The 26,919-nt window shown below is 42.6% G+C and carries 27 protein-coding genes; 5 read left to right on the top strand and 22 right to left on the bottom strand.

Annotated features, from left to right (window positions below):
* Positions 1-77: 77 nt before the first annotated feature.
* A complete protein-coding gene (locus AB8S08_RS02645) occupies positions 78-1,943 on the bottom strand; it encodes an asparagine synthase-related protein (protein ID WP_369743432.1) in 1,866 nt (621 codons plus the stop codon).
* A gap of 328 nt (positions 1,944-2,271) precedes the next feature.
* Between AB8S08_RS02645 and AB8S08_RS02640 the strand changes: the two genes are divergently transcribed.
* A complete protein-coding gene (locus AB8S08_RS02640) occupies positions 2,272-2,445 on the top strand; it encodes a hypothetical protein (protein WP_369743431.1) in 174 nt (57 codons plus the stop codon).
* 181 nt (positions 2,446-2,626) lie between these two features.
* Here the strand turns inward: AB8S08_RS02640 and AB8S08_RS02635 are convergent, their stop codons facing one another.
* From AB8S08_RS02635 to cysC, 8 genes are all read right to left on the bottom strand, one after another.
* Complete coding sequence (locus AB8S08_RS02635; protein WP_369743429.1) at positions 2,627-4,675, bottom strand: EAL domain-containing protein; 2,049 nt, start codon at positions 4,673-4,675, stop codon at positions 2,627-2,629.
* A 211-nt stretch (positions 4,676-4,886) separates the two neighbouring features.
* Positions 4,887-5,045 (bottom strand): hypothetical protein, encoded by a 159-nt coding sequence (locus AB8S08_RS02630; RefSeq protein WP_369743428.1) that lies wholly within the window; start codon positions 5,043-5,045, stop codon positions 4,887-4,889.
* A gap of 109 nt (positions 5,046-5,154) precedes the next feature.
* Complete coding sequence (locus AB8S08_RS02625; RefSeq protein WP_369743427.1) at positions 5,155-5,682, bottom strand: phage tail protein; 528 nt, start codon at positions 5,680-5,682, stop codon at positions 5,155-5,157.
* A gap of 11 nt (positions 5,683-5,693) precedes the next feature.
* The gene (locus AB8S08_RS02620; protein WP_369743426.1) at positions 5,694-6,221 is read right to left on the bottom strand and encodes a phage tail protein; all 528 of its coding nucleotides are present in this window, start codon (positions 6,219-6,221) and stop codon (positions 5,694-5,696) included.
* Positions 6,222-6,242: 21 nt separating this feature from the next.
* Positions 6,243-6,758 (bottom strand): phage tail protein, encoded by a 516-nt coding sequence (locus AB8S08_RS02615; protein ID WP_153827150.1) that lies wholly within the window; start codon positions 6,756-6,758, stop codon positions 6,243-6,245.
* Positions 6,759-6,859: 101 nt separating this feature from the next.
* A complete protein-coding gene (locus tag AB8S08_RS02610; RefSeq protein ID WP_369743424.1) occupies positions 6,860-7,336 on the bottom strand; it encodes a GNAT family N-acetyltransferase in 477 nt (158 codons plus the stop codon).
* A 15-nt stretch (positions 7,337-7,351) separates the two neighbouring features.
* A complete protein-coding gene (locus AB8S08_RS02605) occupies positions 7,352-8,323 on the bottom strand; it encodes a DHH family phosphoesterase (protein WP_369743422.1) in 972 nt (323 codons plus the stop codon).
* Positions 8,320-8,913, bottom strand: coding sequence for an adenylyl-sulfate kinase (gene cysC / locus AB8S08_RS02600; protein WP_369743421.1), 594 nt, complete (start codon positions 8,911-8,913; stop codon positions 8,320-8,322). The genes AB8S08_RS02605 and cysC overlap by 4 nt, the downstream gene beginning before the upstream one ends.
* 172 nt (positions 8,914-9,085) lie before the next feature.
* On the opposite strand from cysC, the gene AB8S08_RS02595 reads away from it, so the two are divergent.
* The 4 genes from AB8S08_RS02595 to AB8S08_RS02580 all read left to right on the top strand — a co-directional run bounded on the left by AB8S08_RS02595 (position 9,086) and on the right by AB8S08_RS02580 (position 13,472).
* A complete protein-coding gene (locus AB8S08_RS02595; protein ID WP_369743420.1) occupies positions 9,086-9,280 on the top strand; it encodes a hypothetical protein in 195 nt (64 codons plus the stop codon).
* 141 nt (positions 9,281-9,421) lie between these two features.
* On the top strand, positions 9,422-10,327 hold the full coding sequence (cysD, locus tag AB8S08_RS02590; RefSeq protein ID WP_369743419.1) for a sulfate adenylyltransferase subunit CysD: 906 nt from the start codon (positions 9,422-9,424) through the stop codon (positions 10,325-10,327).
* Positions 10,327-11,733, top strand: coding sequence for a sulfate adenylyltransferase subunit CysN (gene cysN / locus AB8S08_RS02585; RefSeq protein WP_369743417.1), 1,407 nt, complete (start codon positions 10,327-10,329; stop codon positions 11,731-11,733). Before cysD ends, cysN begins: the two co-directional genes overlap by 1 nt.
* Entirely contained in the window at positions 11,730-13,472 is a 1,743-nt protein-coding gene (locus tag AB8S08_RS02580) for an SLC13 family permease (protein WP_369743415.1), read from the top strand. Before cysN ends, AB8S08_RS02580 begins: the two co-directional genes overlap by 4 nt.
* Positions 13,473-13,906: 434 nt before the next feature.
* Here the strand turns inward: AB8S08_RS02580 and AB8S08_RS02575 are convergent, their stop codons facing one another.
* The 13 genes from AB8S08_RS02575 to wecB form a co-directional block, all read right to left on the bottom strand.
* Positions 13,907-14,506 carry a class I SAM-dependent methyltransferase gene (locus tag AB8S08_RS02575; RefSeq protein ID WP_369743414.1) on the bottom strand — a complete coding sequence of 200 codons (600 nt, stop codon included), beginning with the start codon at positions 14,504-14,506 and terminating at the stop codon, positions 13,907-13,909.
* Positions 14,493-15,644: a glycosyltransferase family 4 protein gene (locus AB8S08_RS02570; RefSeq protein ID WP_369743412.1), complete on the bottom strand. Its 1,152-nt coding sequence runs from the start codon at positions 15,642-15,644 to the stop codon at positions 14,493-14,495. Before AB8S08_RS02570 ends, AB8S08_RS02575 begins: the two co-directional genes overlap by 14 nt.
* A gap of 6 nt (positions 15,645-15,650) precedes the next feature.
* The gene (locus AB8S08_RS02565; protein ID WP_369743409.1) at positions 15,651-16,232 is read right to left on the bottom strand and encodes a sugar transferase; all 582 of its coding nucleotides are present in this window, start codon (positions 16,230-16,232) and stop codon (positions 15,651-15,653) included.
* A 26-nt stretch (positions 16,233-16,258) separates the two neighbouring features.
* On the bottom strand, positions 16,259-16,942 hold the full coding sequence (locus tag AB8S08_RS02560; RefSeq protein ID WP_369743407.1) for a PIG-L deacetylase family protein: 684 nt from the start codon (positions 16,940-16,942) through the stop codon (positions 16,259-16,261).
* A gap of 78 nt (positions 16,943-17,020) precedes the next feature.
* A complete protein-coding gene (locus AB8S08_RS02555) occupies positions 17,021-18,271 on the bottom strand; it encodes a DegT/DnrJ/EryC1/StrS family aminotransferase (RefSeq protein ID WP_369743405.1) in 1,251 nt (416 codons plus the stop codon).
* Positions 18,264-19,118 (bottom strand): 3-hydroxyacyl-CoA dehydrogenase family protein, encoded by an 855-nt coding sequence (locus tag AB8S08_RS02550; RefSeq protein ID WP_369743403.1) that lies wholly within the window; start codon positions 19,116-19,118, stop codon positions 18,264-18,266. Before AB8S08_RS02550 ends, AB8S08_RS02555 begins: the two co-directional genes overlap by 8 nt.
* A gap of 12 nt (positions 19,119-19,130) precedes the next feature.
* Positions 19,131-19,775: an acetyltransferase gene (locus AB8S08_RS02545; protein ID WP_369743401.1), complete on the bottom strand. Its 645-nt coding sequence runs from the start codon at positions 19,773-19,775 to the stop codon at positions 19,131-19,133.
* Entirely contained in the window at positions 19,768-20,364 is a 597-nt protein-coding gene (locus AB8S08_RS02540; RefSeq protein ID WP_369744176.1) for a sugar transferase, read from the bottom strand. The genes AB8S08_RS02545 and AB8S08_RS02540 overlap by 8 nt, the downstream gene beginning before the upstream one ends.
* A gap of 71 nt (positions 20,365-20,435) precedes the next feature.
* On the bottom strand, positions 20,436-21,401 hold the full coding sequence (locus tag AB8S08_RS02535) for a sulfotransferase domain-containing protein (protein ID WP_369743399.1): 966 nt from the start codon (positions 21,399-21,401) through the stop codon (positions 20,436-20,438).
* Between the two features lie 4 nt (positions 21,402-21,405).
* A complete protein-coding gene (locus AB8S08_RS02530) occupies positions 21,406-22,551 on the bottom strand; it encodes a glycosyltransferase family 4 protein (RefSeq protein ID WP_369743397.1) in 1,146 nt (381 codons plus the stop codon).
* Entirely contained in the window at positions 22,545-23,597 is a 1,053-nt protein-coding gene (locus AB8S08_RS02525; RefSeq protein WP_369743395.1) for an NAD-dependent epimerase, read from the bottom strand. The genes AB8S08_RS02530 and AB8S08_RS02525 overlap by 7 nt, the downstream gene beginning before the upstream one ends.
* A gap of 113 nt (positions 23,598-23,710) precedes the next feature.
* Positions 23,711-25,705, bottom strand: coding sequence for an acyltransferase family protein (locus AB8S08_RS02520; RefSeq protein WP_369743394.1), 1,995 nt, complete (start codon positions 25,703-25,705; stop codon positions 23,711-23,713).
* Positions 25,706-25,758: 53 nt separating this feature from the next.
* The gene (gene wecB / locus AB8S08_RS02515; RefSeq protein WP_369743392.1) at positions 25,759-26,913 is read right to left on the bottom strand and encodes a non-hydrolyzing UDP-N-acetylglucosamine 2-epimerase; all 1,155 of its coding nucleotides are present in this window, start codon (positions 26,911-26,913) and stop codon (positions 25,759-25,761) included.
* Between the last annotated feature and the right edge of the window lie 6 nt (positions 26,914-26,919).

Genomic DNA, 26,919 nt, shown 5'->3' with positions numbered 1-26,919 from the left:
AACTCCTTTAATTCTTATCGTCTTGCATGTGTTTTCATCGATTTCTTAACCAAATACTATCGATATTTTCACCTGAGTTACACTGAATTATTTGTGTTACGCTTCTCGAACTGAATATGCCCGAGTTGTTCCGACGTGGACAGCTGTAATAACGTGTCAAGTGCACGTAAATTCCCGACAAAAGTTATTTTCGTCAGCTCTTCAAGGCGCTCGCTCTCAATATATTCGCGAAGCAATGGTTCGTGCTTGCGCTGCAGAACTTCATCAATGGTCTTCTTGAAACGTGCCGATAAGTCAAGACGATCGTATTTAGGAAGGTCTACATCGCTTTTCATACGCATACGGATACGCTCAGTCACTAAATCTTTAATGATCTCTCGAAACATCCAACGCTCAATACCAAACTTACACTTCAGATGGTTCGGTACAGAGTAGGCGAACTCTATCAACTCCTTGTCAAACATCGGATAACGATATTCAAAATTGAATGCACGTGCGTGCACTTCAGAGCCAGTCACACGAGACTCTGTCCCCACATAAAAAAGTTCTCGATAATCGCGTTCACGAACCCCTCGGCAGGTATAGCTATCTGCATAATCTCGAGATTTCTTCAAACGCTCTGGTGAGACCAACCCATTGCGTAACGGTGCATTCTCGGCCGCAAAAGTTAACAACCGAACGAGCGCATTTCGACGGCGCTCAATAACGCGAAACAGGGGGGGGCAGAGATACTTTACTGATAGCTTCAAAAATGAAGCTAACGGCCGTGTACCGCGACCACGACTTCGCATGTCATGAAGCTGCTTGTAGAGCTTAACCCAACGCCCACGTTTAAATAGTTCATCTTCATAGAATGAACCATAGGACGTCACACAATGATCCCCTCCCCAACCGCTTAACAAGGTTCGCACGCCTTTTTCTTGCATTAAGTAATAGCGCGTCACCTGCTGGCCCGGGTTAGGTGGTAAGATCCCATAAAATCCAGTCGCAATTTCTTGGTAATTTTCGGGAGGGGGGTGAGTTGACCACTGGGCTTCTAAGTTTGTATGTAACGCTAAAAAATCAAAAATATCTTTGTAGGTTGCAGCATAAATATGACGGTTATCATCGGTTAATTGCTGCGAATCATAGGAATACGTATAAATGGTCTGTTCTGGTAACAACTTTGCCGTTAACCCAGTGATTGCAGTGGAATCGAGTCCTTCACTTAGCTCACACCCAATCGGGTGTTGAGTAACCAGCCGGCGTTGAACAGCACGTTCAAATTGCGCCCGCAATTCACGTAAATAATCTTCATCGGTTGTCAGCCCAGCATAGTGTTTTACTTCAAGCTGCCAATAGCGCTGCTGACGCACGCCCTCAGCATCAATAACCACATAATGTGCGGGCTCAACGCGCTTTATAGCCTCAATAGGTGAGTAATAACCCGATTGAGAGCGAGGCAAAAACTGGTCAACCACAAAATCATGACTGAGTGCTCGAGGCACCAACCCCGAGCTCAGAAGTGCATTGTGTTCGTTGCTGACCAACACGACCGAATCGGTTACGCTATAAAATACCGTTTTGATACCAATGTGGTCACGACCAATATAAATCAACTGGTTCGGCCCATCCCAAATAGTAAACACAAAATCACCCAGCAACTTTGCCGAACAACCTTCGCCCCAGTGTTGGTAGGCCGTAAGAATGAGAGCACCATCGGCTAAGTCATCGGCTGACGAAATAGCTAGCTCGTGCAATAATTCATCCCGGTTGTCTAGCCGAGCATTCGCAACACAAAAATAGTTACCACATGGCGATTTATGCACAGTTTCAAATAGAGATTGCGGTGTATTATTGAACAGCAAATGACTTACCAATAAGTCACTTTGAGAACGTTCTGCTTTTTCCATGGCACATTGCTCAGGGTTCCAATAATCGCTCGCGGCGATCATTTTCTGCATAACCAGCTCAAAGTCAGCCATGGTTGATGGTGCTGAAGCAGCCTTTCTAGGGGCAAATAATACGTTGAATACGCTCATATACATCCACAATTTATAGGGAATTTTTCATTCAACAGAATCATATACTAAATACAATGAGCTTGGGGAAAGAAATAACGATAAAACCAGAGTTCGGCATTACTGGGGAGTGCTTCATCTTTTCGGTTCTCATAAACATACCTTGATTAAAAACTCCCAGAAAATAATAAGAAAAGCATTACAATTTTCGTAATTCTAGTTTACTATCTTGTTGTTTTATCAACCACACTTGAGTAAAAAGGAAATTCCTATGGCACATAAAGTGTTCCCAATCACGCAGCTAGACGCAATTGATGCTGCTTCAAGCAAGGCCTCATGGGAAAAGCCAACCGTAACATCGTTAACGGCCGAAAATACGGAAGGGTCAAAGTCTGTTCCTGCCCCACTAGAAAGCTCAGTCGGTGGCATAAGTTATGGTTCCTAACCCTTTCCCCGGTTAGCTGTTTGGAAATAAAACGAGGGTAGAGGTGTTTCGGAACAACTATACCCCGTTTTATCTTTACGGCTAAAGAGCACATTAATTGAGCTTAATGCATGGAAGCTCCCTGCCGTTATTCCTCTTAGTTACGTCCGCAGCGCCAACGATTCGCCGCCATCCTGATCAATTAGCTATCCAGCTTACGCGCAAAGTATTGCACAACGTCTTTATAAGACGACGGTTTTGCAAAAAAGTAACCTTGAATACGGTCGCATCCTAAAGCCTTAAGTTGATCAAGAGTTGCTTGATCCTCAACACCTTCTGCCGTCACTTGCATGCCAAGATTATGAGCTAACTCAATGGTTGACTTTATAATGATCAGGCTGCGTTCATCGCTAGTAAGAGAGCCTACGAACAATCTATCTAGTTTCACTTCAGCAATCGGAAACAAACTTAAATAACTGAGTGAGGAGTAACCGGTTCCGAAGTCGTCCACGCTGCAACAAATGCCTCTTTGGGATAAAATTCGCAGCACATCTTGCGCAACTCCAGAATCAGTAATCAAACCCGTCTCAGTAATTTCAAAACATAGCCGAACACCCTTTAAACCAATAACCGCTGCCAGGACAAAATCAACAAAGCTCGGCTCCATGAGATCATCCGCCGTAATATTTACACTGATACGATTCACTTTGTAATTCTTAGCTAAGTCCTGAGCATACTCACAGGCTTTAGTGATTACCCAACGCGTCACGATAGGCATCATGCCCGCTTGTTCAATGAGGGGAATAAATGTAGCTGGCGATAAGATACCACGAGTAGGATGATGCCAGCGTATTAACGCTTCAGCACTGTCCATGCTGCCCTCATGCACGTTATATTGGGGTTGAAGCAATAACTCGAAGTCACGCATTCTAGCCGTTGTGAAATCTTTTAAGAGCATTAAATCAACGGGATCCGGCTCAAAACTCTCATGATACTTTAGCCATTGCATATGATGACGTTGAACATACGATAATGCGGTTAGAGCACGGCGTAAAAGTTCTTCTGTAACGTTGGCTAACCTTTCATTAAGTTCGATTTCGACAACCCCCATGGCGATGACAGGGTCAATATCAATATTAGACATTTCAAGGGGCGTGGAAATAAACTCGTAGATTTGTTCAGCAGTTAAGTCTGAGTGACACGTAAAAGCGAATAAACCAGCACCCAAATGAGCCTTAGAATGAAAAGAAGGATGCTCTAGTCTGCGAGCAAACTGTTGCACTAGTTCAATCGAGGTTTGATGTGAGAACGCCGTTGTCACCGCTTCAAGGTTAACAATCCGAGCTACCACAAACCAGCGCAATGCTCCATCAGTAGAGTTGTTATCCAATTGCTGATTTAAATAGTTAACAAATGCATCTCGGTTTAGCAGTTGAGTTAACGAGTCATGCGTTGCTGTGTATTTAAACTGTGTCGCAAAATTAACTGTTTTTATTCGAAACAACACCAGTACCGCAATAATGCCAATTAATAAGGTAATAAAGACCAACAACAATCCGGTGTAATGCTGTAATTGCTCATACCAAGACAAATTCTTCCACTCTAAGGTGGGCAGCCAACGATCATAAACCTGCTGGTAGCCACCGCTGACGATAATGCTTGATAACGCATCATTAATCTTCGCTAAGGTCTCGGTATTGCCTTTACGAACTCCAAAAGCATAAGGCACTGCCCAAAATGGCGGGCTCGTCTGCACCACATCTAAGTTATATTGCTGGATGAGATGCCGCGACGATTGGACGACTTCAATACATAGCTCAGCTTGGCGTTGGGCCACTAATACCAAACAATCAAGCTCATCTGTTGCCCAAACAATTTGGGCCCTGAGTGCGGGCGGTAACTCAAGCTCTGCGTAGGCCCCTTTCACCACAGCAATTCGTTCATCGGTTACTGCGGCTAATGCCCCTACTGAAGCTACGTCATCGCGCATAAATAGTGCATGGGCCACAAAATAAAAGGGAGTTGAAAAATCAAAGCGCTCAGCGCGCTTTTCGGTAGTGATTAACGCAACAGCATCGGCTTGCTCCGTCAGCACAGCAGCCAAAGCATCTGACCAAACCGCTAAATTTTGCTCAACAGCAAAATGTCCCTCTAACTCAAACTGACGTTCAAGATCAACGAGAAAGCCATGAATTTCATTGTTCTGAGACCACTGAAATGGAGGGTAAAATGTTGACCCAGTAAATCGCACCGAGTATGTCGAACCTAATTCCCTTGGTTCTGTCTGAGCTGGTGTTACAACAACGAACGCAATAATACATAATGTCGCGAAGATAAATGTAACAACCAGTAATTGAATCGATGTCTTCGTGGTTGTTACCATTTAGGTCCCCGAAACTGAGGCTAGCAAAACCATTTAAGGCATCGCTAGCCCATTATTCATCATGACAGCACGGTGCTAATTAGCTACCTACGCTTGTGTAAGTATCAGATTCAAAAGAGTTATTATCTTTAGCAGCACTTTCGGTGGTTGCTGAAGCTAAAACTTTCAATGTAGGCTTTTGCCAAACTTCACGCTGTTCGTTCGCATCGACGATGACTTTATTATGTTTGTTGTCCATGGTTTTTCCCCTATGATTACCAATTAATGACCTATCGTTCAAATAATAGCCGTGTTGTTTTATAACACAAAATTTAATCAACATGCCAATAAAGTTAAAACGAAATACACTACGGGCGCATTGGATATTCACCACCATCAACACAAATATAAAACCCCATTGCCAATACCGGCTGTCTGTTCTCATGCGCTTGCCCAGCACCGGTAATACCGATGGTCGCGGGATGCAGCGGAACAAGATTAGTGCCAGCGGCGGTAAAGGTTTTAAACTCTATAGTATCTTGAATGTTCGCTAAATAGCCAGATGTCGGAATAGCCGAATCTGCAGCTTTGCGAACAGCCCGCCATTCATGAGTATGTGGTGGAAGTTGTGGTGGCAGTAGGTTAACGGAGTTAGCTCCCAAAGACTGACCAAAAGAATAACCAGATAACCCTGCCCCCTGTCCCCACTGAGCTATCACTTTATGACGGAGGTCAGGGAGATTATAAGTGGTAGAGCTTCCACCGAATTTAGTACCAATAATAGAATAAAGTGCCGGATATTGCGACACTTGTAAAGTTTGCCCCATGCATTCCAACCAATACCTTGGTGCAAAGTTATACGGAAAGGCTCTAATTTCTCCAAGATAAGCATCCATAATAGTTGCTCCTAGTATTGCGATGGATAAATGCCGGTGTGGGCAATAATGTAATTTAACGCCATCATGGGCATTCTATTTTCATGTGCCATTGCATGGCCCTCAGGCTTAATACATTCAGCATTCAACACATTAATATCCGCCGGATTAGTTGATGTACTGTAACTTTTATTATCGCCTAAATTGAGCGCATTATTGGCCGGAATATTGGTATCACCGGTTGCGATACTAACCATAACACTATGTTGGTGTGAGGGCATTTCTGCAGCGGTTAAGGTCTCCGTCTCTGTGCCTAACGTTTGGCCTCGAGTCACATTACTACCGGTTGCAGGATTAGTACCAACTCCAATAGGAATTCTGCTACGCATATCAGGCAACTTAAAATGAGTTTGGCCATCACCGCCATAGGTTGTTCCCAGTAATGAGAATAGCGCTTCGTTTTCTACAATTTTAAGCGACTGCCCAGCACAGATATACCAGCCTTGCGGAGCGTAATCTCCCGCAAAAATTCTAATTTCACCAAGATAGAAATCACTCATATCAATGTCCTCTATGGTCTTCTACGGCCGGCTAGGAAAGATGCCAGTTGTCGCAATACAATAGACCAAGCCAATACTGGGCTGCATGTTGTTATGGGCTTGGCTCCCTCCGACGCTACTCAAGCTATTACTGGTAAGCATTTGATCAGGGACCACTGAACCATAAATATCAGCTGCATCGCCAGATACTTCTCCCAACATGGTATTAGGTCTTGGTTGAGGAACGTCGGCAGCAAGGCTTGTTGCCATTACTTGGTGACGATGCGCAGGCATTGCTTCAACAGTTAAGGCGACTCGCTCACTCCCTACTTTAGTCCCCACAGTCAGCCCAATGTTGTAATCTTGCCCCACCACAGCCCGGTATCGCAAATCAGGAAGCTGAAACGTAGTTCCCGCATTACCTCCGAATCTGTTAGCAAGTAATGCATACAATGCTTGATATTGATTTATCGGTAGCGTTTGTCCGTCGCAAATCATCCAACCATTAGGGATAAATCCATAAGTAAATAATCTTATTTCACCAAGAAAATTATCCATGGCGAACTCCTCTTGCGTTTCTTGTTCATTCGATTGGAATTGGTTAAGAATTTAACATCTAGAACATTGATATAGAACAAACTTTGAACAAACGCAAGTGTTTATAACAACTTTTTCAAATACCAATGCAGATCGGTTTCGCCGCAAATACAAAAACCTAAGCGCTGGTAAAGTCGTAATGCAGGATTATCTTTTTGCACGTGAAGGTCAGCATCTAAAGATTTAGCCCTCGCAAGATCAATGAAGTGTTCAAGCACTTGAGTACCAACACCTCGGCATCGATAGCGTTGATCGATAATGATATCAACTAATCTTAAACATCCAGTAATCTGAGCTTGCCCAATACGAAGTATTCCAATCGGTTGACTATTCAAGGTGGCGGTGAGCTTTTGATAATCATGGTAAGAAACAGAGTAAGACTGCTCACGAATATCATATTGTGAACGTAGTAATTGCTCTAAAATGGCGGGAGGTAAAAGTAAGCGTGAAAACTCCTGCTGTTTTTGGTCAGCAAAGAGTGTGTAGGCCAAGTCGCCATCTCGGGCATCTGAAAACGGTTCTAACCTGGTTGTTATCACACACTCTCCTCAGGGCTAACTATAGGCTAAAGTTACTGCATTAATAAACAAATCTAATTGCTCCATCGGCAACGCGTTCACACCAGCAGCTCCAGCTCGACCTCCGCCGGTAGCGAAGCCTGAACAAATATCGCCCGCACCTTGCAAATTCGATTTAGGTGCCCGCAAACTGATAGTTAATGTGCAGCCATCGGCATTAGGAGTAGCAATTACAATCGCTTTATCAGGATTTGCATGAGCTAAATCATTACCTAACGTACCACTGATTCGACGCGCCCAAGCCGCATCATCAAGTAACAAGGCTTTCACTGATTTATTCTCAGCCACAACAACAGCATTACGAGCTTTCTGCATATCTTCGGCATAACCGTCACGAAGCGCTGCAAACGGAGAGGTGCTATCAGCAACAATATCAAAGGGCGAATCATAGGCAAGTAACGCTTGGTATAAGTCTTGCGGCTTAAAATGCAAGTCCGTCAGATTAGCACCATAACCGTTGTAATTAACCAACACACCGAATTCGCGCAGCTGCTCTGATTGCTCGTTAGAAAGACCCAGTTTGCTGCATTCGGCATAAGCTACACTATTTAAACTATCACCAAAAGCTGCGGCGATAGCCCAAACATGATACTGCTGATTTAAGTACTCACTGACTAGCAATCCCGTACAAACTGACGGAGAGAAATCTATGACTGTAGTTAGCCGCGGATGCTCAAATAGAGTCTTGGCCTGATGGTGATCACAATAGAACACCGACTCCACACTTGGTAAGATGCTCCGTAGTGCCTCCGTATTTTTATCAAAAGAAAGATCTAACGAAGTCACCCTAGCACCAGACGCTTGCTCAGGATTGATGTGCTGAATAAGCGCATTATCTCGTTTCACTCCGCTAATCACTTGGCTTTTATTGACAGGAAAGGCTTTACGCCACTGAATCAGCGAAAAAATACCATCGGCGTCGCCGTTAAAAACGTCAATGTGTTTCACGAGATGATGTCCTTTTCTATCAGCGCTTGAATCACCTGTTCAGCCGCTTCTTCGACGTTTAACGAAGCTGTGCGCAAATGCACCTCTGGCATAACCGGCGGTTCATATGGTGAGCTAATACCGGTAAAATGCGGAATATCACCCGCTCGGGCTTTTTTATACAAGCCTTTGGGGTCACGCTGTTCGCAAATTCCCAAAGGCGTATCCACAAACACTTCTACAAATTTAGCAACGGCAAGCTGACGGGCTTGCTCACGGTCAACCAAAAACGGCGATATAAAAGCAGTACCAACAATTAACCCGGCATCGGTCATCAAATTCGCGACTTCGGTAATGCGACGGATATTTTCCACTCGCGAAACATCGTCGAAACCTAAATCTTTGTTCAAGCCGTGGCGCACATTATCACCGTCCAGCACGTAACTGTGACAACCACGCTCATATAGTTTTCTATCTACTGCGTTGGCAATCGTGCTTTTACCTGAGCCAGACAAGCCGGTATACCAAAGTACACAAGATGCGTGACCTTTTTGCGCTGTGCGTTCAGCAGTCGAAACCGAAGCTTGGTGCCAGACAATATTTGTACTCATTCAATAATCCCTATCAATAAACCTTCGCGCAGTGTAGCCATCAAACAAAAGCCAGTAAAGAAAGCTTTATTGTAAGACGATATTGCGCGATTTCGTATAAAATATGCATTTTGCTTTGTTGCGAGTTTAGGATTAAACTCTCAGGTGAACGTAATGCTAAGGAGAAAGCACAATGTCAAAAAAAATGTATCGCAAAGTCATTATAAATAAGGATGGATCCTTAGCGCTTGACCTGTCTGACGATCAAACTCGTAAAAGCATCACTGAGTCAATGTCAGAAACAAATGACGACCGCATTGCTTCATTAGAAGCGAAATTGCAGCGCCTCCGAAACGAGAAGGCAAGTAGAGACACTTTCGTTTATTAGACGCTCAACTAATCTCTCGGATTGCACCCTTTCTCTCACTTCCACCAGCCCTAAAACTAAGCTACAATGCAACAACTTTTCAACGCCAAGTTGAACCCCAGATCTTTTTAAACAGATTAGCAGTCAAGGACGTCCCAAACCATGGCCTCAAAGCTTACTCATTTAAAGCAATTAGAAGCGGAATCCATTCATATATTTCGTGAAGTAGCTGCTGAATTTCAAAATCCTGTGATGCTTTACTCGGTAGGTAAAGATAGCTCAGTTCTTTTGCATTTAGCTCGTAAGGCTTTTGCTCCGGGCAAAATACCTTTTCCACTGATGCATGTAGATACGACTTGGAAATTCAAAGAAATGATTGAGTTTCGTGACCGTATGGCGAAACAACATGGTTTTGAATTAATAACTCACAGCAATCCCGAAGGGCTTGCTCAAGGAATTGGGCCGTTTACTCATGGTAGCGCAGTTCACACTGATGTAATGAAAACCCAAGCACTCAAACAGGCGCTGGATAAACACCAGTTTGACGCAGCATTTGGTGGCGCGCGTCGCGATGAAGAAAAATCTCGCGCCAAAGAACGTGTCTACAGTTTCCGCGATAAAAAACATCGTTGGGACCCCAAAAACCAACGTCCTGAGTTGTGGAGTATCTACAACGGTAAAGTTCACAAAGGCGAAAGTATTCGTGTCTTCCCATTGAGTAACTGGACTGAGCTTGATATTTGGCAATACATTTATCTTGAAGGCATAGAAATTCCGGAATTGTATTTCGCCAAAGAACGCCCGGTAGTTGAAAGAGATGGCACTTTAATCATGGTCGATGATGACCGTATGCCACTAGAAGAAAACGAAACTCCAGAAATGCGCATGGTGCGTTTCCGTACCCTCGGCTGCTACCCTCTTACTGGCGCCGTTGAATCAAGCGCAGCAACACTGCCAGAGATCATTCAAGAAATGTTGCTGACCACTACATCGGAACGCCAAGGCCGCGTGATTGATCACGACAGTGCTGGGTCTATGGAAAAGAAAAAAATGGAAGGGTATTTCTAATGAGTCACGCATCGCCACTAATTGAACAAGACATTCTGAAGTATCTTGAGCAGCACGAAAATAAAGAACTGCTGCGATTCATTACTTGCGGAAGCGTTGATGACGGTAAAAGTACATTAATCGGTCGTTTGCTACACGACAGCAAAATGATTTTTGAAGACCAACTTGCAGCCATTACCAAAGACTCAAAAACAGTAGGCACTACCGGTGACCGCATCGACTTGGCTCTGCTCGTTGACGGTTTGCAATCTGAACGTGAACAAGGCATCACCATCGACGTTGCCTATCGGTATTTCAGTACCGACAAGCGCAAGTTCATTATTGCCGACACCCCTGGTCATGAACAATACACTCGAAACATGGCCACTGGCGCCAGCACCAGCGACCTTGCCATCATCTTGATTGATGCGCGACATGGTGTACAAACGCAAACTCGCCGCCACAGTTTTATCGTGAGCTTGCTAGGCATTAAGCACGTGATTGTTGCGGTAAACAAAATGGATTTAGTTGAGTTCAGCCAAGAGCGCTACAAAGAAATTCAAGATGAATACCTCAAACTTGCTGGCCAGCTGGACATTCCAGATATTCACTTTGTGCCTATTTCAGCATTAGAAGGTGACAACGTCGTCAACCGCAGCGAACATACGCCTTGGTTTCGTGGCCGCACGCTCATGGAATACCTTGAAACGTTAGAAATCAGCCGCGCTGGCGATCACACAGATTTCCGCTTTCCGGTTCAGTACGTTAATCGGCCGAACCTAAATTTCCGTGGTTTTGCTGGTACCATTGCCTCGGGAGCGGTTAAAGTTGGTGATACTATTCGTGCCCTACCGTCCGGTAAAGTATCCACTATTAAAAGCATCTACACCTTTGATGGCGAGCTCCAAGAAGCAAGTGCTCCTTTAGCTGTTACCCTAACCTTAAATGATGAGATTGATATTAGCCGCGGCGATATGATCGTCGAAAAGGACGCATTACCCCATACCTCAAATCGCCTGCGTGCCAAAGTAGTATGGATGCACGAAGATGCTCTAGTTCCTCACCGGGATTATTACATCAAGTTTGGTACTAAGTTTACCAGCGGTAGTGCGGAAAAAATCCATCATCGAATTGATGTTAATAGCTTTGAAGAAAAAGATGCTGAAACCCTAGCGCTAAATGAAATTGGTTTACTTGATTTTAGTCTGCAAGAACCGGTAGTGTTTGATAAATACCGCATTAATAAGAAGACCGGTGCCTTTATTATTATCGATCGCATTACTAATGTGACGGTCGGTGCGGGTATGATCGAACAACCGCTAGCAGAAAAAGAAGAGCAGCAAAATGAAGTCAGTGACTTTGAAAAAGACCTAAACGCGTTTGTGCGTAAACACTTCCCACATTGGGGAGCCAAAGAGATTATATGATGCAGGCCTATGTTGGGCTTGTCATTATTGGACTGTTTGCGGGGCTCATTTCGAACCAAATGCGCCCCGCAACGCTCTTTGTCATCGCTGCCCTTGCACTCTACCTTCCCGGGTTGCTGTCAGCTCAAGATCTACTGAATCATTACGTTAACCAAAGCCTAGTAACACTGATGTTATTGTTAATTGGCTCGATGGCATTAGAACGCACTCGTGCTTTGCAGTGGGTGAGTCGAAACTTATTTCATAAAAGCCAGTTTGTAACTTTGCTACGCATGATGGGCTTGGTAAGCTTTACCTCCGCATTTTTAAATAATACCGCTGTGGTTGCGGCACTGATGTCTACAGTGCGGAAAAATCGCGACCATCCTGCCCAACGTTTACTTATTCCCCTGAGTTACTTTGCTATTCTAGGCGGTGTATTAACCCTTATCGGTACGTCAACCAATTTAGTCGTCAACAGCTTTTTAGTTGAAACGGGACACCCCGGCTTCAACTTCTTCGACTTTTTGCCTGTTGGCCTAGGAGTGCTCGCAATTGCAGGATTAACTACCTGCTTAGCTGCCTACCTACTGCCTAACAATCAAGTAGCAAGTGATATCAGTCAAGATTACTTTCTTGATGCGAAGGTAACTAATGATTCACCACTCATTGGTAAAACAGTTCAACAAGCTGGATTACGAGCCTTAGATGGCTTGTTCTTAGCTGAAATAATTAGATCCGGTAACTTAATTAGCCCGGTGAAACCAGAAACAACCGTACAAGCTAACGACCGGTTAGTTTTTTGTGGCGACGTGAAAGCAGCTCAGCAGGTATCAAGCCTGCCGGGGGTCAACATGTTTGCCCATGAAGCCTTTTCTGAAACAAATGGCTTACTACAGGATAACTTAATTGAAGTTATCGTTAGCCCAACCTCAACATTAGTCGGTAGAACACTTAAAGAAGCGAATTTCCGAGCTCTTTTTGATGCTGCGGTTGTGGCCATCGGTCGCGGAGGTCAGCGAATTTCAGGAAAGTTAGGGTTAGTTGAAATTAAGGCGGGAGATAGATTAGTACTAGCAGCTAGCGAAGATTTTTATAGGCATCGTAATCTAGAGCGTAACTTCTTCGTATTAGAGGGTAAACGCCTAAGCCCTACGCTTAATCAGAAGCAAGAAGTTATTACTATGCTCGGTTTTATAGCAGTTGTAACAGGGGCCGCGACACAAACTATCAGTTTATTTAACGGATTATTAGGCTACCTAGGGATTATATTGGCAACACAGGTAATATCAGCGGCAGACATTCGTCGCCGCTTACCGCTAGACATTTGGTTGGTAATTGGTTCGGCACTTTGTATCGCTGACGTGTTTATTCATTCAGGTCTTGCAACGAGCGTATCACAAGCATTATTTTCAATGCTCGGAGAGGGCGAACAAAGTGTGTGGTTAGCATTTATTGCAGTCTATCTTTTGACTTGGATAATTACTGAAATTGTAACCAACAACGCTGCCGCCGCTATTGTATTCCCTATCGCGGTGGGAATTGCAACAAGCCTAAATGTGAACATCATGCCCTTTGTTATGGCTGTTGCTTTTGGTGCCTCAGCTAGTTTTATTAGCCCGTTTGGCTATCAAACTAACTTGATGGTAATGAACGCAGGAAACTATAAGTTTGCGGATTTTACAAAAATAGGGATATTGGTGTGGGGGGCGTACAGCGCTTCTGCGCTGTACTTAATTCCGAAGGTTTTTGGCTGGTAAAAATTTTTGTTCATACCCTATAGAAATTTTTATACCAAGCCACCGTCCGCTTCATCCCCTCGACAACCGGTGTAGACGGACGATAGTCCATATCCCCAGCCAGGTCGCTTACGTCAGCATAAGTCGCTACAACGTCGCCTGGTTGTATTGGTAGAAACCTCTTTAGCAATTTCAACACCAGCCGCGGACTCAACAGCCTTGATAAAATCAAGTAATTGGACTGTTTCGCTGTTACCAATGTAACCGTAACAAATAGCACTGTTGGGGCAGGAATGATAAATCAGCCACTATCGGAGCCCGATGAAAAAAACAAGGGGCAAGTGACTTTGAAAAGCGCCTGAATAGCTACTTACGCAAGCACTTTCTGCATTGGAGGGCTAAGGCGGTTGATTAATCGTATATGACTTTTAAGTCGTTGATAGAAGTAATGCAAACTAGTAAATATCTTCCACGTTAATAATCCAATCATATTCGCAACGAACAGCTAAAAACTTCACTTCTACTTGGTGCATTAACTTATTCAAATCGCTATATGTACAACTCTGAAGTTTAATGCCCCATAGCCGCAACCATAATCTTCTAATTATGAATCGGAATGACCAATTATCTTTAACTGGGAGTGAGAAAATCAACTTCCCAGAAAATTCTTGGACTAACAAGTCGTTCAAATCATTAATCCAGTTTTGAGAGTAATCTAGCACGCCAATCATCAGAACTAAACTTGGATTTTTCCACTTATAATGAAAACCATTCGTACAAATGTAAGTAGGATTTAAAACCTGTAGGCTCTCGTTTTCTCTTGCTATTTGTAAAAATCTCTCAGAGCTATCAATTAAAGTAACGGTTGATGGAGTTCCTTGAATTATATCAACTAAAAGAGAACCATCTCCGCATCCGATATCAATGACATGCTTTCCTGACATATTCCCGGTTATCTTCTTTATCAATTGCGCTCTACTATTGTATCCCTTCCGAATACCTAATAACCTACTTAAATTTCCATTCTTAGGGTAAAAACAATTAAAATATTTCATGCCGAGAACTTACACCGATTAGCTTTCTGTATAAATCAATCGTGCTAGAGCCAACGTTTTCGATATCAAACTGTTTACTCATCAATAAAGATTGTGCGCCCATAAGTTTTCGTATACTTTCATCATTAACAAGTCGACTGAGCGCAAAGGATAAAGATTTGACATCTTTAGGTTTGCATAAAAGTCCATTTACACCGTCAATTATTACCTCTCGAATCCCGGGGATATCGCATCCAACAAGGGGTAAACCAGCAGAAGCAGCTTCTACCAAACATTGGGGTAAACCTTCAGTGTAACTTGGCAAACAAACAATATCGACCGTAGATAGAAGCCCTCTTACATCTCGCACTGCGCCTAACCAAGTTACACTACGAGGCGCCAAGTGATGCTGAAGTTCATGGGGTTCAATTCTATCCAGACTGCTTGAATCAAGCTCACCGGCTAGCAGAAATTCAACATTACTATTATTACTGCTTATGTCAGATGCAGCTTTCAAGTATTCGACAATACCCTTAGATTTTATTATTCTTCCTAGATAGAGTATTCTGACAATAGAATCATGCTTATTTTTTTGGGGAGGGTTACTCAAAAAACCACAAGTATTAACACCAGCCCCTCGAATCAATGATACTTTATGCCTATTCCGCTTTGAAATAAGTCTAGTTAACTCGTATCTATTTTGAAGAATCGAATGAAAATTATCACCAGCTAATAGATAATTAAAAACAGAGTAAATAAAGATTCTAATAATTCTATATCTAATACCTTCCATTCTAAATGGAGTAGCCAAGCCACCTGGTGCTAATACACATGGGATTCGTAGAAACCTTGCAGCTAAGCCACCGAAAATACAACCTTTATGGGATGAGCAATGAATGATATCCGGCTTTATTTTTTTAACCAGGTTCTTAAGCCTAAGAATAACTGAAATTTCTTTTAGGATTGCCTGTGGGTTTCTAGTTAAATCAACGTCAAAAGTTTTTAATGGAAAACATAAATTAGAAAATAATGCCCTCTCATTGCCTGCCATCTTGGAAAGCAAAATAACCTCAAACCCGTGCCTATGTACATAGTTTGCCAGCTCAATCCTGTGCGACAAAAAATATTTGGCTGGCGTTACGATATAAAGAACTTTCATTGAGTATTAAAAAGCACCACGCGACAACAATACAGCCTTTATAGTTTTCAATATTATAAAGAAATCTAAAGTGACCGTTCTATTCTTTACATAAAAACTATCTAAACGACCCATTTGCTTTAACGTTAAATTACTACGCCCACAAACCTGCCACAATCCTGTTATGCCTGGAGTAACTTTATGCCGAAGCTCTACGTCTGAATTGGCCAAGTTAATTAATTGAGCAGCCGGTAAAGGCCTTGGCCCAACCAATAGCATATTACCGATTATCACATTAACCAACTGAGGAAGCTCATCAATACTATACTTTCTTAAAATTGCTCCCCAGGGTCTAATTACTCTTGGGTCATTTTTTAAGCACCCATAACGCGCATAATGCTCTGCTAAATCACAATCTTTTTCTAGTTGAATTCTAAATTGATCTTGAAGAGATGAATTCATTGTCTTGAATTTAAGCATGAGAAAAGGCTTTTCTTTATGCCCAACTCTCTCTGATAGAAATATTGGACTTCCTTTTATGAAAAAGGATATCAAAGCAAACAAAAGGATTAAGGCTGGAGAAATAATAATTAAGATAACTAACGCCACAAACCTCTGTAAAAAAGACCAAACATTCACGAAATAACGGCCTGTAAAATATCAAAGCGCTCAGCTTTATCAAGATTACTCTCTAATCCTCGACACTCAGCTAACCTCCTCATAGCTTCAATCGAGGTTGGATGCGGGTATGCACGAATCTGGCTTTTATAGCAGTTTAAAGCAGCTATCTTAGCATCGAATTCGTTACTAATATCAATGTATAGTTTACCGGTCGATAATTCTGGGAATGCCAATAGATCTTTTGAAGTGCCTTCGTATGCAAGCACTAATTTTAAGTTTAACTGACGACTTGGTCTCAAAGCCGCTAACATAGCAAAATGAGTTTCTCGATGGTCCTGATTGTGGCTCTCTCGTGGGACCATTACGCAATCATAAGTGCCTTTTTCAAGAATAGTGTCGAGGTCGGAAACCAATCTAGTTTTATCTAGTTGCTCTAACTTCATATCAAAGTTCTGATAAAGTATTCTAAATGAACGAATACCTAATGTTTTGCAACTATCAGTAAGTTCTTGCTGTCTTTGTTGGTATACAACTGGGGTTGCTAAATGATGATGCTTAATTCCACCAGCGGCCATTACCACTAGATCAACATTTATCCCCGCATCTGTTAGTTTCTTAATCGTGCCACCGCAGCCTAATACTTCATCATCCGCATGCGGTGTAACAATCAATACATTCCGAATCAGCTCTAGAAACAATCTCATCTCCTTGAAATAGCCAACAAATTACTGATTTCCTCTAAAGGCAACTTGCACAGGAACTATTAATCGATCAAATTAGTGACTTTGTGCCATCCCCAATACTTCCCTCAACACATCACAGGTCTTCGCAATTTCAGCTTCTGTGAGTGTCGGATGCACTAAGAACATCAAAGATGTTTCGCCGAGTTCTTTAGCAACTGGCAATGATGTTGTAGGGCGCCAGCCAGTATTATCAAATGCTTTTTCTAGGTAAACTTCAGAGCATGAGCCTTGGTAACAAGGCACGCCGCGAGCCACGATTTCTTCAATGATGCGATCACGAGTCCAATCATTGGCTAACTTGTCAGGGTTTACGAACATGTAACATTTGTAGGCCGCATGAGCGCAACCTTGTGTGGTCGGTTCCTTCTCTTGCGTAACTGCCGAAGCTTGACAAGATGAACATGTTTTAGGACAGGTTCCTAGTTTCGAATCAGGTACGCGTACCACATCAAACTCTCGAGCTGTTTGCCAAATAGCTTCAGCGTTAGCTTGTCTGATAGCTGTCCACTCAGTCATGCGTTTAAGCTGTATACGGCCAATCACAGCCTGCATTTCCATCATGCGCCAGTTGGTACCAAAGCTTTCATGCAACCAGCGGAAGCCTGGTGGATGTTCGCGTTCATACACTGCTTCGTAGCTCTTGCCGTGATCTTTAAACGACCACATTTTGCGCCATAAAGCTTCATCATTGGTGGTGACCATACCGCCTTCGCCGCCGGTTGTCATGATCTTATCCTGACAAAACGACCATGCACCAATGTGGCCGATACTACCCACGGACCGCCCCTTATAGCGAGCACCATGAGCTTGGGCACAGTCTTCGATAACGTACAAACCATGCTTATCGGCTAGCTCCATGATGGGGTCCATATCAGCGGCACACCCAGCAAGATGCACAACAATAATTGCCTTCGTGCGTGGGGTGATAACCGGAGCGATAGTATGGGCTTCAATATTTTGTGAGTTGCGATCCACATCAGCAAATACAGGCGTTGCGCCAGCATTGACTACTGTTGAAATAGAAGCAATAAAGGTACGCGGGGTAACAATCACTTCATCCCCTTCGCCAACTCCTAAGGCTTTCAAAGCAACATCTAACGCTAACGTACCATTACTTAATGCGACAGCATGAGACGCATCCGTCCAAGTCGCGAATTCTATTTCAAATTCACGACACTCGGTACCTGTCCAGTAATTCACTTTATTTGATAGAACAACATCATGAACGGCCTTGGCTTCTTCTTCTGTGAACGACGGCCAAGGTGAGAATTTTGTATTAAGCATTATCGTACTCGTAAAAACCTTTGTTTGTTTTTTGCCCCAGAAGGCCTGCTCTCACCATTTTTCTTAATAATGGATGAGCCCTGTATTTACTATCGCCTGTTTCTTTATAAATAACGTCCATTATCGATAACACAACATCATTACCGATCAAATCAGATAATTTCAACGGTCCCATTGGGTGGTGCGCACCAAACATCATTGCTGTATCAATATCCTCTTTAGTGGCAACGCCTTCGGCAAGAATGGTAACAGCTTCATTAAGCATGGGAATCAGCATTCGATTAACAATAAACCCAGGAGCTTCGTCGACTAATACAGGTTTCTTGCCTAAATCTTCAACAAATTTAAAAACGTTAGCTCGCGTTTCCTCGGATGTAACAGCTCCGGCAATAATCTCAACCAACTCCATTACAGGTGCTGGATTAAAAAAGTGAAGACCAATTACATTTTCGGGCCACCTAACATGACCTGCTAATGCCGTAATGGATAGGGAAGAGGTGTTAGAAGCTATGATGGTTTTTTCTGAGATATGTTTGCAAATATCCCCTAAAACCATCTTTTTGATCTCATAATCTTCAGCGACGGCTTCGATCACAAGTGAACAGTTTGATACCTCATGATAATCATCTACGACTGTTACCTTGTCGACCGCAACCTTTAGTCCTTCGGAAGACATCTTTTCTTTTTGAACTAATCGTTCAAGTTTTACGATACAGCGTTGAATTAGAGATTTTGCTTTTTCTCTCGAACGAGACATTACATAGACTTGGTCTACTACCGAGCTACTCATCAGAACTTGCGCAATGCCGGTTCCCATTGTACCAGCACCAATCAGAAATACTTTCATCGAGAGTTCTCTTTAACTTTTCTTTTCAAGAGGTTTAGCCGGATTACCAATTACTACAGCCCCAGGTGGAACATCTTTGGTCACAACGGCCCCCATACCTACAATGGCTCCGCGACCAATTTTTAGTGGTTTTTCTGGAGTACCCTGCTTGATGATCGCACCAGTCCCGATATAGGCGTAGTCATCAATATGGATATTACCATTACAATGCACTCTTGGTGCAAAAGTCACATAGTCACCAATCACGCAGTCATGCGCTACGTAGCTATAGATATTGGAGTGGAAGGATTTCCCTATTTGCACATTTGAAGTTATCGTCGAGAAAGGACACAAAATAGCGCCCTCGCCGATATTAACTGCGTCCATTGTTATAACGTTCGAGCTTCGTAATGAGATTAATTCAATATTCTCATTTATACACTTTTCCGTAAGTACCTTACGAATTTTTGAATCGGCAATTGCTATGCTAATTAACTTCTCTGAGGCATTTGAGCTAACAAACTCTTCAAATGTCATTACCTGATAACCGTTCAGCATGCTTGATGGGGGATTATCGTCGACAAAAACTAGTTGCTCACGTGGGTAAGACTCCTTAACCAATGGCATAACTTCCCGCCCAAAACCACTAGCTCCGAATACACCAATAATTCTATTCATTTTTTGTTCCTTCAAATTTACTCATTGTCGCTTCACCTGCTGCAGAAATTCCCTCACGTACAAGAACTTTCTTTACGGTAAGCCACATAATTTTTATATCAAGCCATAGCGAACGATTATCGACATACCATACATCAAGCTTAAACTTATCCTCCCAGCTAATGGCATTGCGTCCATTCACTTGAGCCCAACCTGTGATGCCAGGGCGTACGTTGTGACGACGTGCTTGCTCTTGTGTGTATAAGTCGACATATTCCATCAATAAAGGGCGAGGGCCAACAAGACTCATGTCGCCTTTTAGTACATTCCACAATTCAGGGAGTTCATCGAGGCTAGAGGCTCTTAAAAATGAACCAAATTTTGTAAGTCGCTCTGCATCGGGGAGTAGATTCCCATTTGCATCTTTTGCGTCTCGCATGGTTCTAAATTTAATCATTTTAAATGGATTGCCATTAATGCCAGGTCGAACTTGCTTAAACAAAATTGGACTTCCCAACTTAAATCGCACGACCAGCATTAAACCAATCAAGAACGGCGTCAAAAGACTAATGGCCAAAAGTGATACCAAAACGTCAAACAGCCTTTTTATAAACACGATACTCTCACTTCAAATTGTGCTAAATTTTTGGTGGCTATAAGTTGTTGGACTATTAACAACGATTAGCTTTTCCATGCAGACAAGTCTGCATTAAGTAGTTGTTCTAATTGCTCAATATCGCTTCTTAGAAAGGGGATTAACTGCTCCCTATCCTCCTTACTGACTCGCTCTTTACGTTCGTTCTTTTTATAATTCCAGCTTAACAACCATCTCCGTAATCGCTTTCGTGATGTTAACGATAATCGATGGACAACCCCTTCTCTAATAACTTTGTTTCGATATACAATATTGAGCATTTTTCTCAACCAAGGGTACTTAAGGGTTGTTGCTTCATTATGCCGCTCACTATTGTCCACTTCTATTTCATTCACACCTAAAAAGTCAAAAATTCGCTTCATTTGGCCAGTCAAATCATGTTCTAGATCATGAGTGAACAGCACCAAAACATTATCGTGACCAAATTTGCTTATATATTCAGAAATCGTTCTAAAATACATACTTGGCCACAAGTACATACGGTTTCTGTAGATGGCTAAATGTTCGCTATTAGAGTGATAGCTTCCTCGGGTAATCTCATCAAGTACAGCCTCATCCACTTCGCCAGCAGCAGCTATAGCGCTTTCAATAGCCTCTTTAAAAGAGAGTGTTTCGAATTGACCTTTGTTTTTCGCCATTAGATACTGAGAGAAAGCCCTCTCCACGGGGTCTCTCAATGTGAAAAGAAATTTCGTTCCCTTTCCTAACGAAGAATAAATGCGTTCCGCTGTTAAATTCGAAAGCCCTGTACCATAGCCTATAGAGTTATCAGCAACAATTGGCTGTTCATTTACAGTTGCGTAATAAGTATCTATAAACCACTTCTCACCATTCTGAAATTTAGATTCAGAATTAAAAAAATTAATTTCTTTCTGACGAGTAGTGAATATCTCGGGATGTCGTTTAAATATTTCAGTTATAGTTGCACTTCCTGTTTTGGGGAATCCAGCATATACGAAATTTGGAAGTTTGCTAATCTTTGAATCTACCATGCTTTTAATCTCTATTTTCTTGGTGCACACCCATTGCTTTAAACATAGCTTCATTTACCTTGTGTACATCATATTTTTCAACAGCTATTTCTCGTGAGCGCTTACCCATTGCTGTAATCAATTCTGGGTTATCAATAAATGCTTGCATAGCAGTTGCCAATGCTTCTACCGATTGAACAGGTACCAAATAGCCATTTTCACCTTCGATCACAGTTTCTCTGCACCCTGGGGCGTCAGTAGTAATAATTGCACGGCCCATTGCCATAGCTTCTAATACTGAGCGCGGGGTTCCTTCTCTATAACTCGGCAATACATAGACGTGACAGGCTTTAATGAACGAACGTACATCTGTTTGGTGACCATGCCAGTGCACGATTCCCTCATTACACCACGCCTCAATTTCACTCTGTTTCAATGCATCAGGGTTGCTATCTAATCCACCAACAATATGGAATGTTACCTCTGGGCATTGTTGTTTAATAAGCCGCGCAGCGTTTACGTACTCTCGTATTCCTTTATCGCCAAGTAGTCTTGCAATAAGTAAAAATGACGCCGGTTGACTGGGTAATGGTGAATCAGGGAACTCATCAATGTTTATGCCACTACCGTTCACAATATATACAGGCACATGGGCGGGTAATAAACCTAAGCGCTTAAAATCTTTTTTATCGTCTTTGTTTTGAAAAAATATCAATTTCGTACGTCGCAATGCAGCAGCATAGAGCTTACGTGCGATATATTGAATGACTCGGCGCTTTCCAGAAGGCTCCCCGGTAAAGGCATACCCTAGGCCCGTAATAAGTGCCACCCGCATTGGCACTTTGGCCTTTGCTGCCGCAAAAGTTCCCCAAATTACTGGTTTGATGGTATATGCAATGAATAGGTCGGGCTTTATCGACTTAATTAACTTTATTAAGTGAAACAAAGCCTTTAAATCATGTAACGGATTGAGTCCAGCTCGATTAAAAGGTGCATCATGACAGTGTACACCCCGCAATTCTAACCATTCACATGCTTCAGTATCGTTAGAAAGTTCTGGCGCACAAACATGAACTTGGTAACCATTTGCGGCCAAATCTAGAATGAGCTGGCCTCTAAAATTTACTAACGAGCGTGACGCTGAGGCCAGAATAAAGGCCTTTTTTAACACTTAAAAAAGTCTCTATACCAAGTAACAAACTTATTAATTCCATCTTGTACCGATGTACTCGGCTTGTAGCCTAAGTCTTCAACCAAATCGGTAACATCTGCAAAGGTCGCAGGAACATCGCCAGCCTGAAGCGGCATTAAGTTCTTCGGTATTTCTTTACCTACCGCATTTTCAATGGCAGTAATGAAATCCATAAGCTTCACTGGGTTGTTGTTACCGATATTGTAGACTTTGTAAGGTGCTGACGAACGACTTGCATCGGCACCCTTTTCAATCCAATCCGTTGCTGGCTGTGCAGGGTTATCAATAACGCGAGTAATGCCTTCGACGATATCGTCGACATAAGTGAAATCTCGCAACATGTTACCGTTGTTAAACACATCGATGGTTCGCCCTTCTAGAGCGGCTTTGGTGAATAAAAACAGCGCCATATCTGGTCGACCCCACGGCCCATAGACGGTAAAGAACCGTAGGCCCGTGGTATGTATACCAAACAAATGCGAATAGGTATGTGCCATCAATTCATTCGATTTTTTACTCGCCGCATAAAGACTTATGGGGTGATCAACATTATGCGATGTTGAGAACGGCAATGTCTCGTTGAGGCCATAAACCGACGAACTCGAGGCATAACTGAGATTCTTGACACCAAAGTGACGACAAGCTTCCAAGATATTCAAGAAACCAACAATATTGGCGTCTATATAAGCTTGTGGATGCTCTAATGAATAACGTACGCCGGCTTGTGCGGCCAAGTTACAAACGGCATCAAACTGCTCACGTTCAAATAGTGCGTCAAGCTCTGCTTTGTCTTCTAATTTGAGCTGCACAAAGCGATAATTTTCGTGTTTTGTCGACTGCACCATCTGACCGTACTGAACCTGATCGCTATTAATACCAGTTTCAGCCAAACGGCCATGTTTTACACGAATATCGTAATAATCATTAATGCTATCAAGGCCAACAACTTCATCGCCCCGAGCAAGTAATTTCTGTGCAAGATGGAAGCCGATAAAGCCGGCTGTGCCTGTTATTAATATTTTCATATTCTATCCGTCTTGATGCCTAGTTGTTCGGTTATGTAAAACACTGCAACATTTGTAAGTCGCAAATTTAAAGAAATTGCAATTTTTTCTAAGAAAAACTTTATGAGTCGCATTCAAAAATCAAAGGCATTGCCTTCAACTAACTTTTTAACAAAATAAACTTCACCAAAATGACTCCAATGATCTCCGTCTCTCCACATCAACTGAGGGCAATCGATTAAATCCTTACTTTCTTTCATTGAAATAAAACGTGGTAGATTAAATAGTTCAACCGATGGGTATGATCCACCTACCTTATGTGCTGCTATTGCTATAGAGTCAAAAAGCTCAAACAAGCCAGGGCGAATGCTGTAAGAAAAATTGCAACCGTTGTCTAATAAGTAGCGATTTGAAATATGTGGTTCAATTCTAGGAGTAATAAATCTGACTGGCACATGGTTACCTAAAGCAGCCAATTCGGACATTGTTTCTTCGATCATTTCTGTGCGTAAAGTATACTTAGTTATATCAACGGAATCTGTTTCACTTAATCGAGTAAACATGGCTCGATGAGACATACCTGAACTGTTATGTCTTATGAAGTAAAATCCAGCCTGATGATAAATAGCACCAGAAAAGAAATCACGATTCTCATTCAAAAATTTTGCCGCAAGGTTCAGCGGGCAATCAGAGGCTGCTTCGATTAATCTGCATCCTCCCCGGATAAAGCTCACTACAAATCTGGGCGAGATAGGCTCTATTTCTTCTTTAGCGCTTAACGCCATCAGACCTCGGTAAATATTAAATGCATGGCTGTCGCCAATAATGACAATACCAGGACCATACTTGCGCTCGCAGCTTGCTAATGCACTTTTTTTAGGAAGCGCTTCAACTTTTTGTATGTTAAAAAAGCAGGTCGCTTCAAAGTTACGCGGAACACCGCTATTTTTTCTTGTAATCGCAAGGAATATGTCTTGCTTGTCTGAATTGGAGACTAACCAATTTGACCGGTTGCCATCGGTCCTGATTAGCAGTATTCCCACTATAAGTATGACACTTAATAATACTATAGTTATACCAACGAAATTTTTGTTCTTAACCCGTCGGCTGTCGCGCATCGGTTGCTCCACCAACTTATAGCTTCCATATGCTAATAAAAATATGATGGAAATTACGAGGAGATAATTAAACACACTAGAGATTGGTCCTATGGCGATCCGATGAAACGCAATCACCGGTTGATGCCATAGGTACAGTGAGTAGCTCATAGCTCCTATCACTGTTAATGCCGGAAGTGAGAGTCCTCGAGTTAAAGCAGACTGGCTCTGACCACCAATCAGTATGCATATTGTTCCCAAAACGGGTAGTAGTGTGTAATACGATGGTGTCGGTGTATCACGATTAAAGCAAAAAACAGCAAAACTAATAAGCGTTAGGCCAAACTCAGGCAACCATTTTATTCTACTGTTTACGCCAGAATAAAGAGCGGCAAGTGCACCGACACCAAGCTCCCAAAAGCGAGTTGGTAAAGAATAGAAATTTGGTAGCGGGTAAATATCATAAGCAAAAATGGATAGAGCGAAACTAAGCGCAATAGTCACTCCGAGTAATTGTTTTCGATAGGAGATTACATACCTAGAAACCAGAAGAAAAGCGACTGGATAAACAACATAGTACTGCTCCTCGATAGCTAAACTCCATGTATGCAATAATGGATTCAGTTCCGATACTGGATTGAAATAATCGCTTGTTCTCCAAAAATAGAAATTCGAACTAAAAAATACCGATGATAACGCTGTTTCTGCAAGCTCCAATAGTTCGAGTGGTGTCATCACGAATATGCCTACACATATCGTGAATATTATGACTACAAAAAGTGCTGGTAACAGCCGTCTTGCCCGTCGTGTGTAAAACGCTGTTATGCTAATCGATTTACTTTGGTCTATTTCTGCGACTAACAATCGAGTAATCAAATACCCGCTTATAACAAAGAAAACGTCAACACCAAGATACCCTGCGTAAAAAGGAGCTACATCTAAGTGGTAAAGTATAACAAAAAGAACCGCAATTGCTCTAAGACCATCAATGTCAGCTCTGTAAGTAAAGGGTGATTTACGAGCCTCATTCACTTAGTTATAACTTCCTTATTTCACGCGGACAATACTTGAATTACTACTCGAAATTACCAGTCATAACGACTAAAACTATCCATATTTTTCCAGTGAGGCGTTAGCTTTGCTGTTCCCGTTATTAATCGCACTACCCGCTCTGAGGTGTTACATATCTTATATTCCTCAGGTACTTCGCGCTCGGTTCCTGAAAATATATCGCGATGTGCAGTCGCAATCTCTACGCCCATAAGTAATGTTTCTGCATCAAGGCCTGTTAGAGCAATGGCCCCCGTGTCTAGTGCTTCTGGGCGTTCAATCGAACGTCTTAAAGTTACGGCAGGGAATTTTAGAATCGAAGCTTCTTCACTGATAGTACCGCTATCGGAGATTGCGCAATAAGACGCCATTTGAAGCTTGTTGTAATCAAAAAAGCCAAATGGTTTTAAGAACTGAATTCCTTCGCTCAGATTGTCTAACCCAAGTTTTTCAAGTCGGTTACGTGTGCGTGGGTGTGTCGACACGACAACTGGGTAGCCATACTGGTTATGTAACTCAGTGAGTGCTTCAACAACTTTCTTCAAGTTTTCCTTACTGTCGACGTTTTCCTCGCGGTGTACGCTGACAATAAAATATTTTTGAGGTTCAAGGTTTAATCGCTGGAGAATATCTGAACCCTTAATGCTCTCTAACGAATGCTCAAGTACTTCGCGCATCGGCGAGCCGGTAAGATAGATAAAGCGATGCGATAAGCCTTCGCTAATTAAGTGCCGACGTGCATGTTCGGTATACACCAAATTAAAATCTGCGAGATGATCAACAAGCTTGCGGTTGATTTCTTCGGGCACGTTAGCATCAAAGCTGCGGTTACCTGCTTCCATATGGTACGTGGGTACTTTCATTCGTTTGGCCATGATGGTCGCGGTGGCACTGTTGGTATCCCCAAGTACCAGAACGGCATCAGGCTTCTCTTCTAAAATAACTTGCTCGGTTTTAATTAAAATCTCGCCAAGGCTACGTCCTAAACTTGAGGTATCTACATTTAAAAAATGGTCGGGTTGGCGAACGCCGAGTTCTTCAAAAAAAACGTCATTGAGTTCGTAATCGTAGTTTTGCCCTGTATGAACAATTTTGTGATCAACCACTTGGTCTAACGCTGCCATAACCCGCGATAAGCGGATGATTTCTGGGCGAGTGCCTAGGATAGTCATTACTTTTAACTTTTTCATGATGCG

The organism is Pseudidiomarina sp. PP-1MA, assembly GCF_041200125.1.
GTDB classification, from domain to species: Bacteria; Pseudomonadota; Gammaproteobacteria; order Enterobacterales; family Alteromonadaceae; genus Pseudidiomarina; species Pseudidiomarina fusca.
Note: the sequence above shows the minus strand (reverse complement) of the source record. Positions and strands in the feature narration are given on the sequence as shown.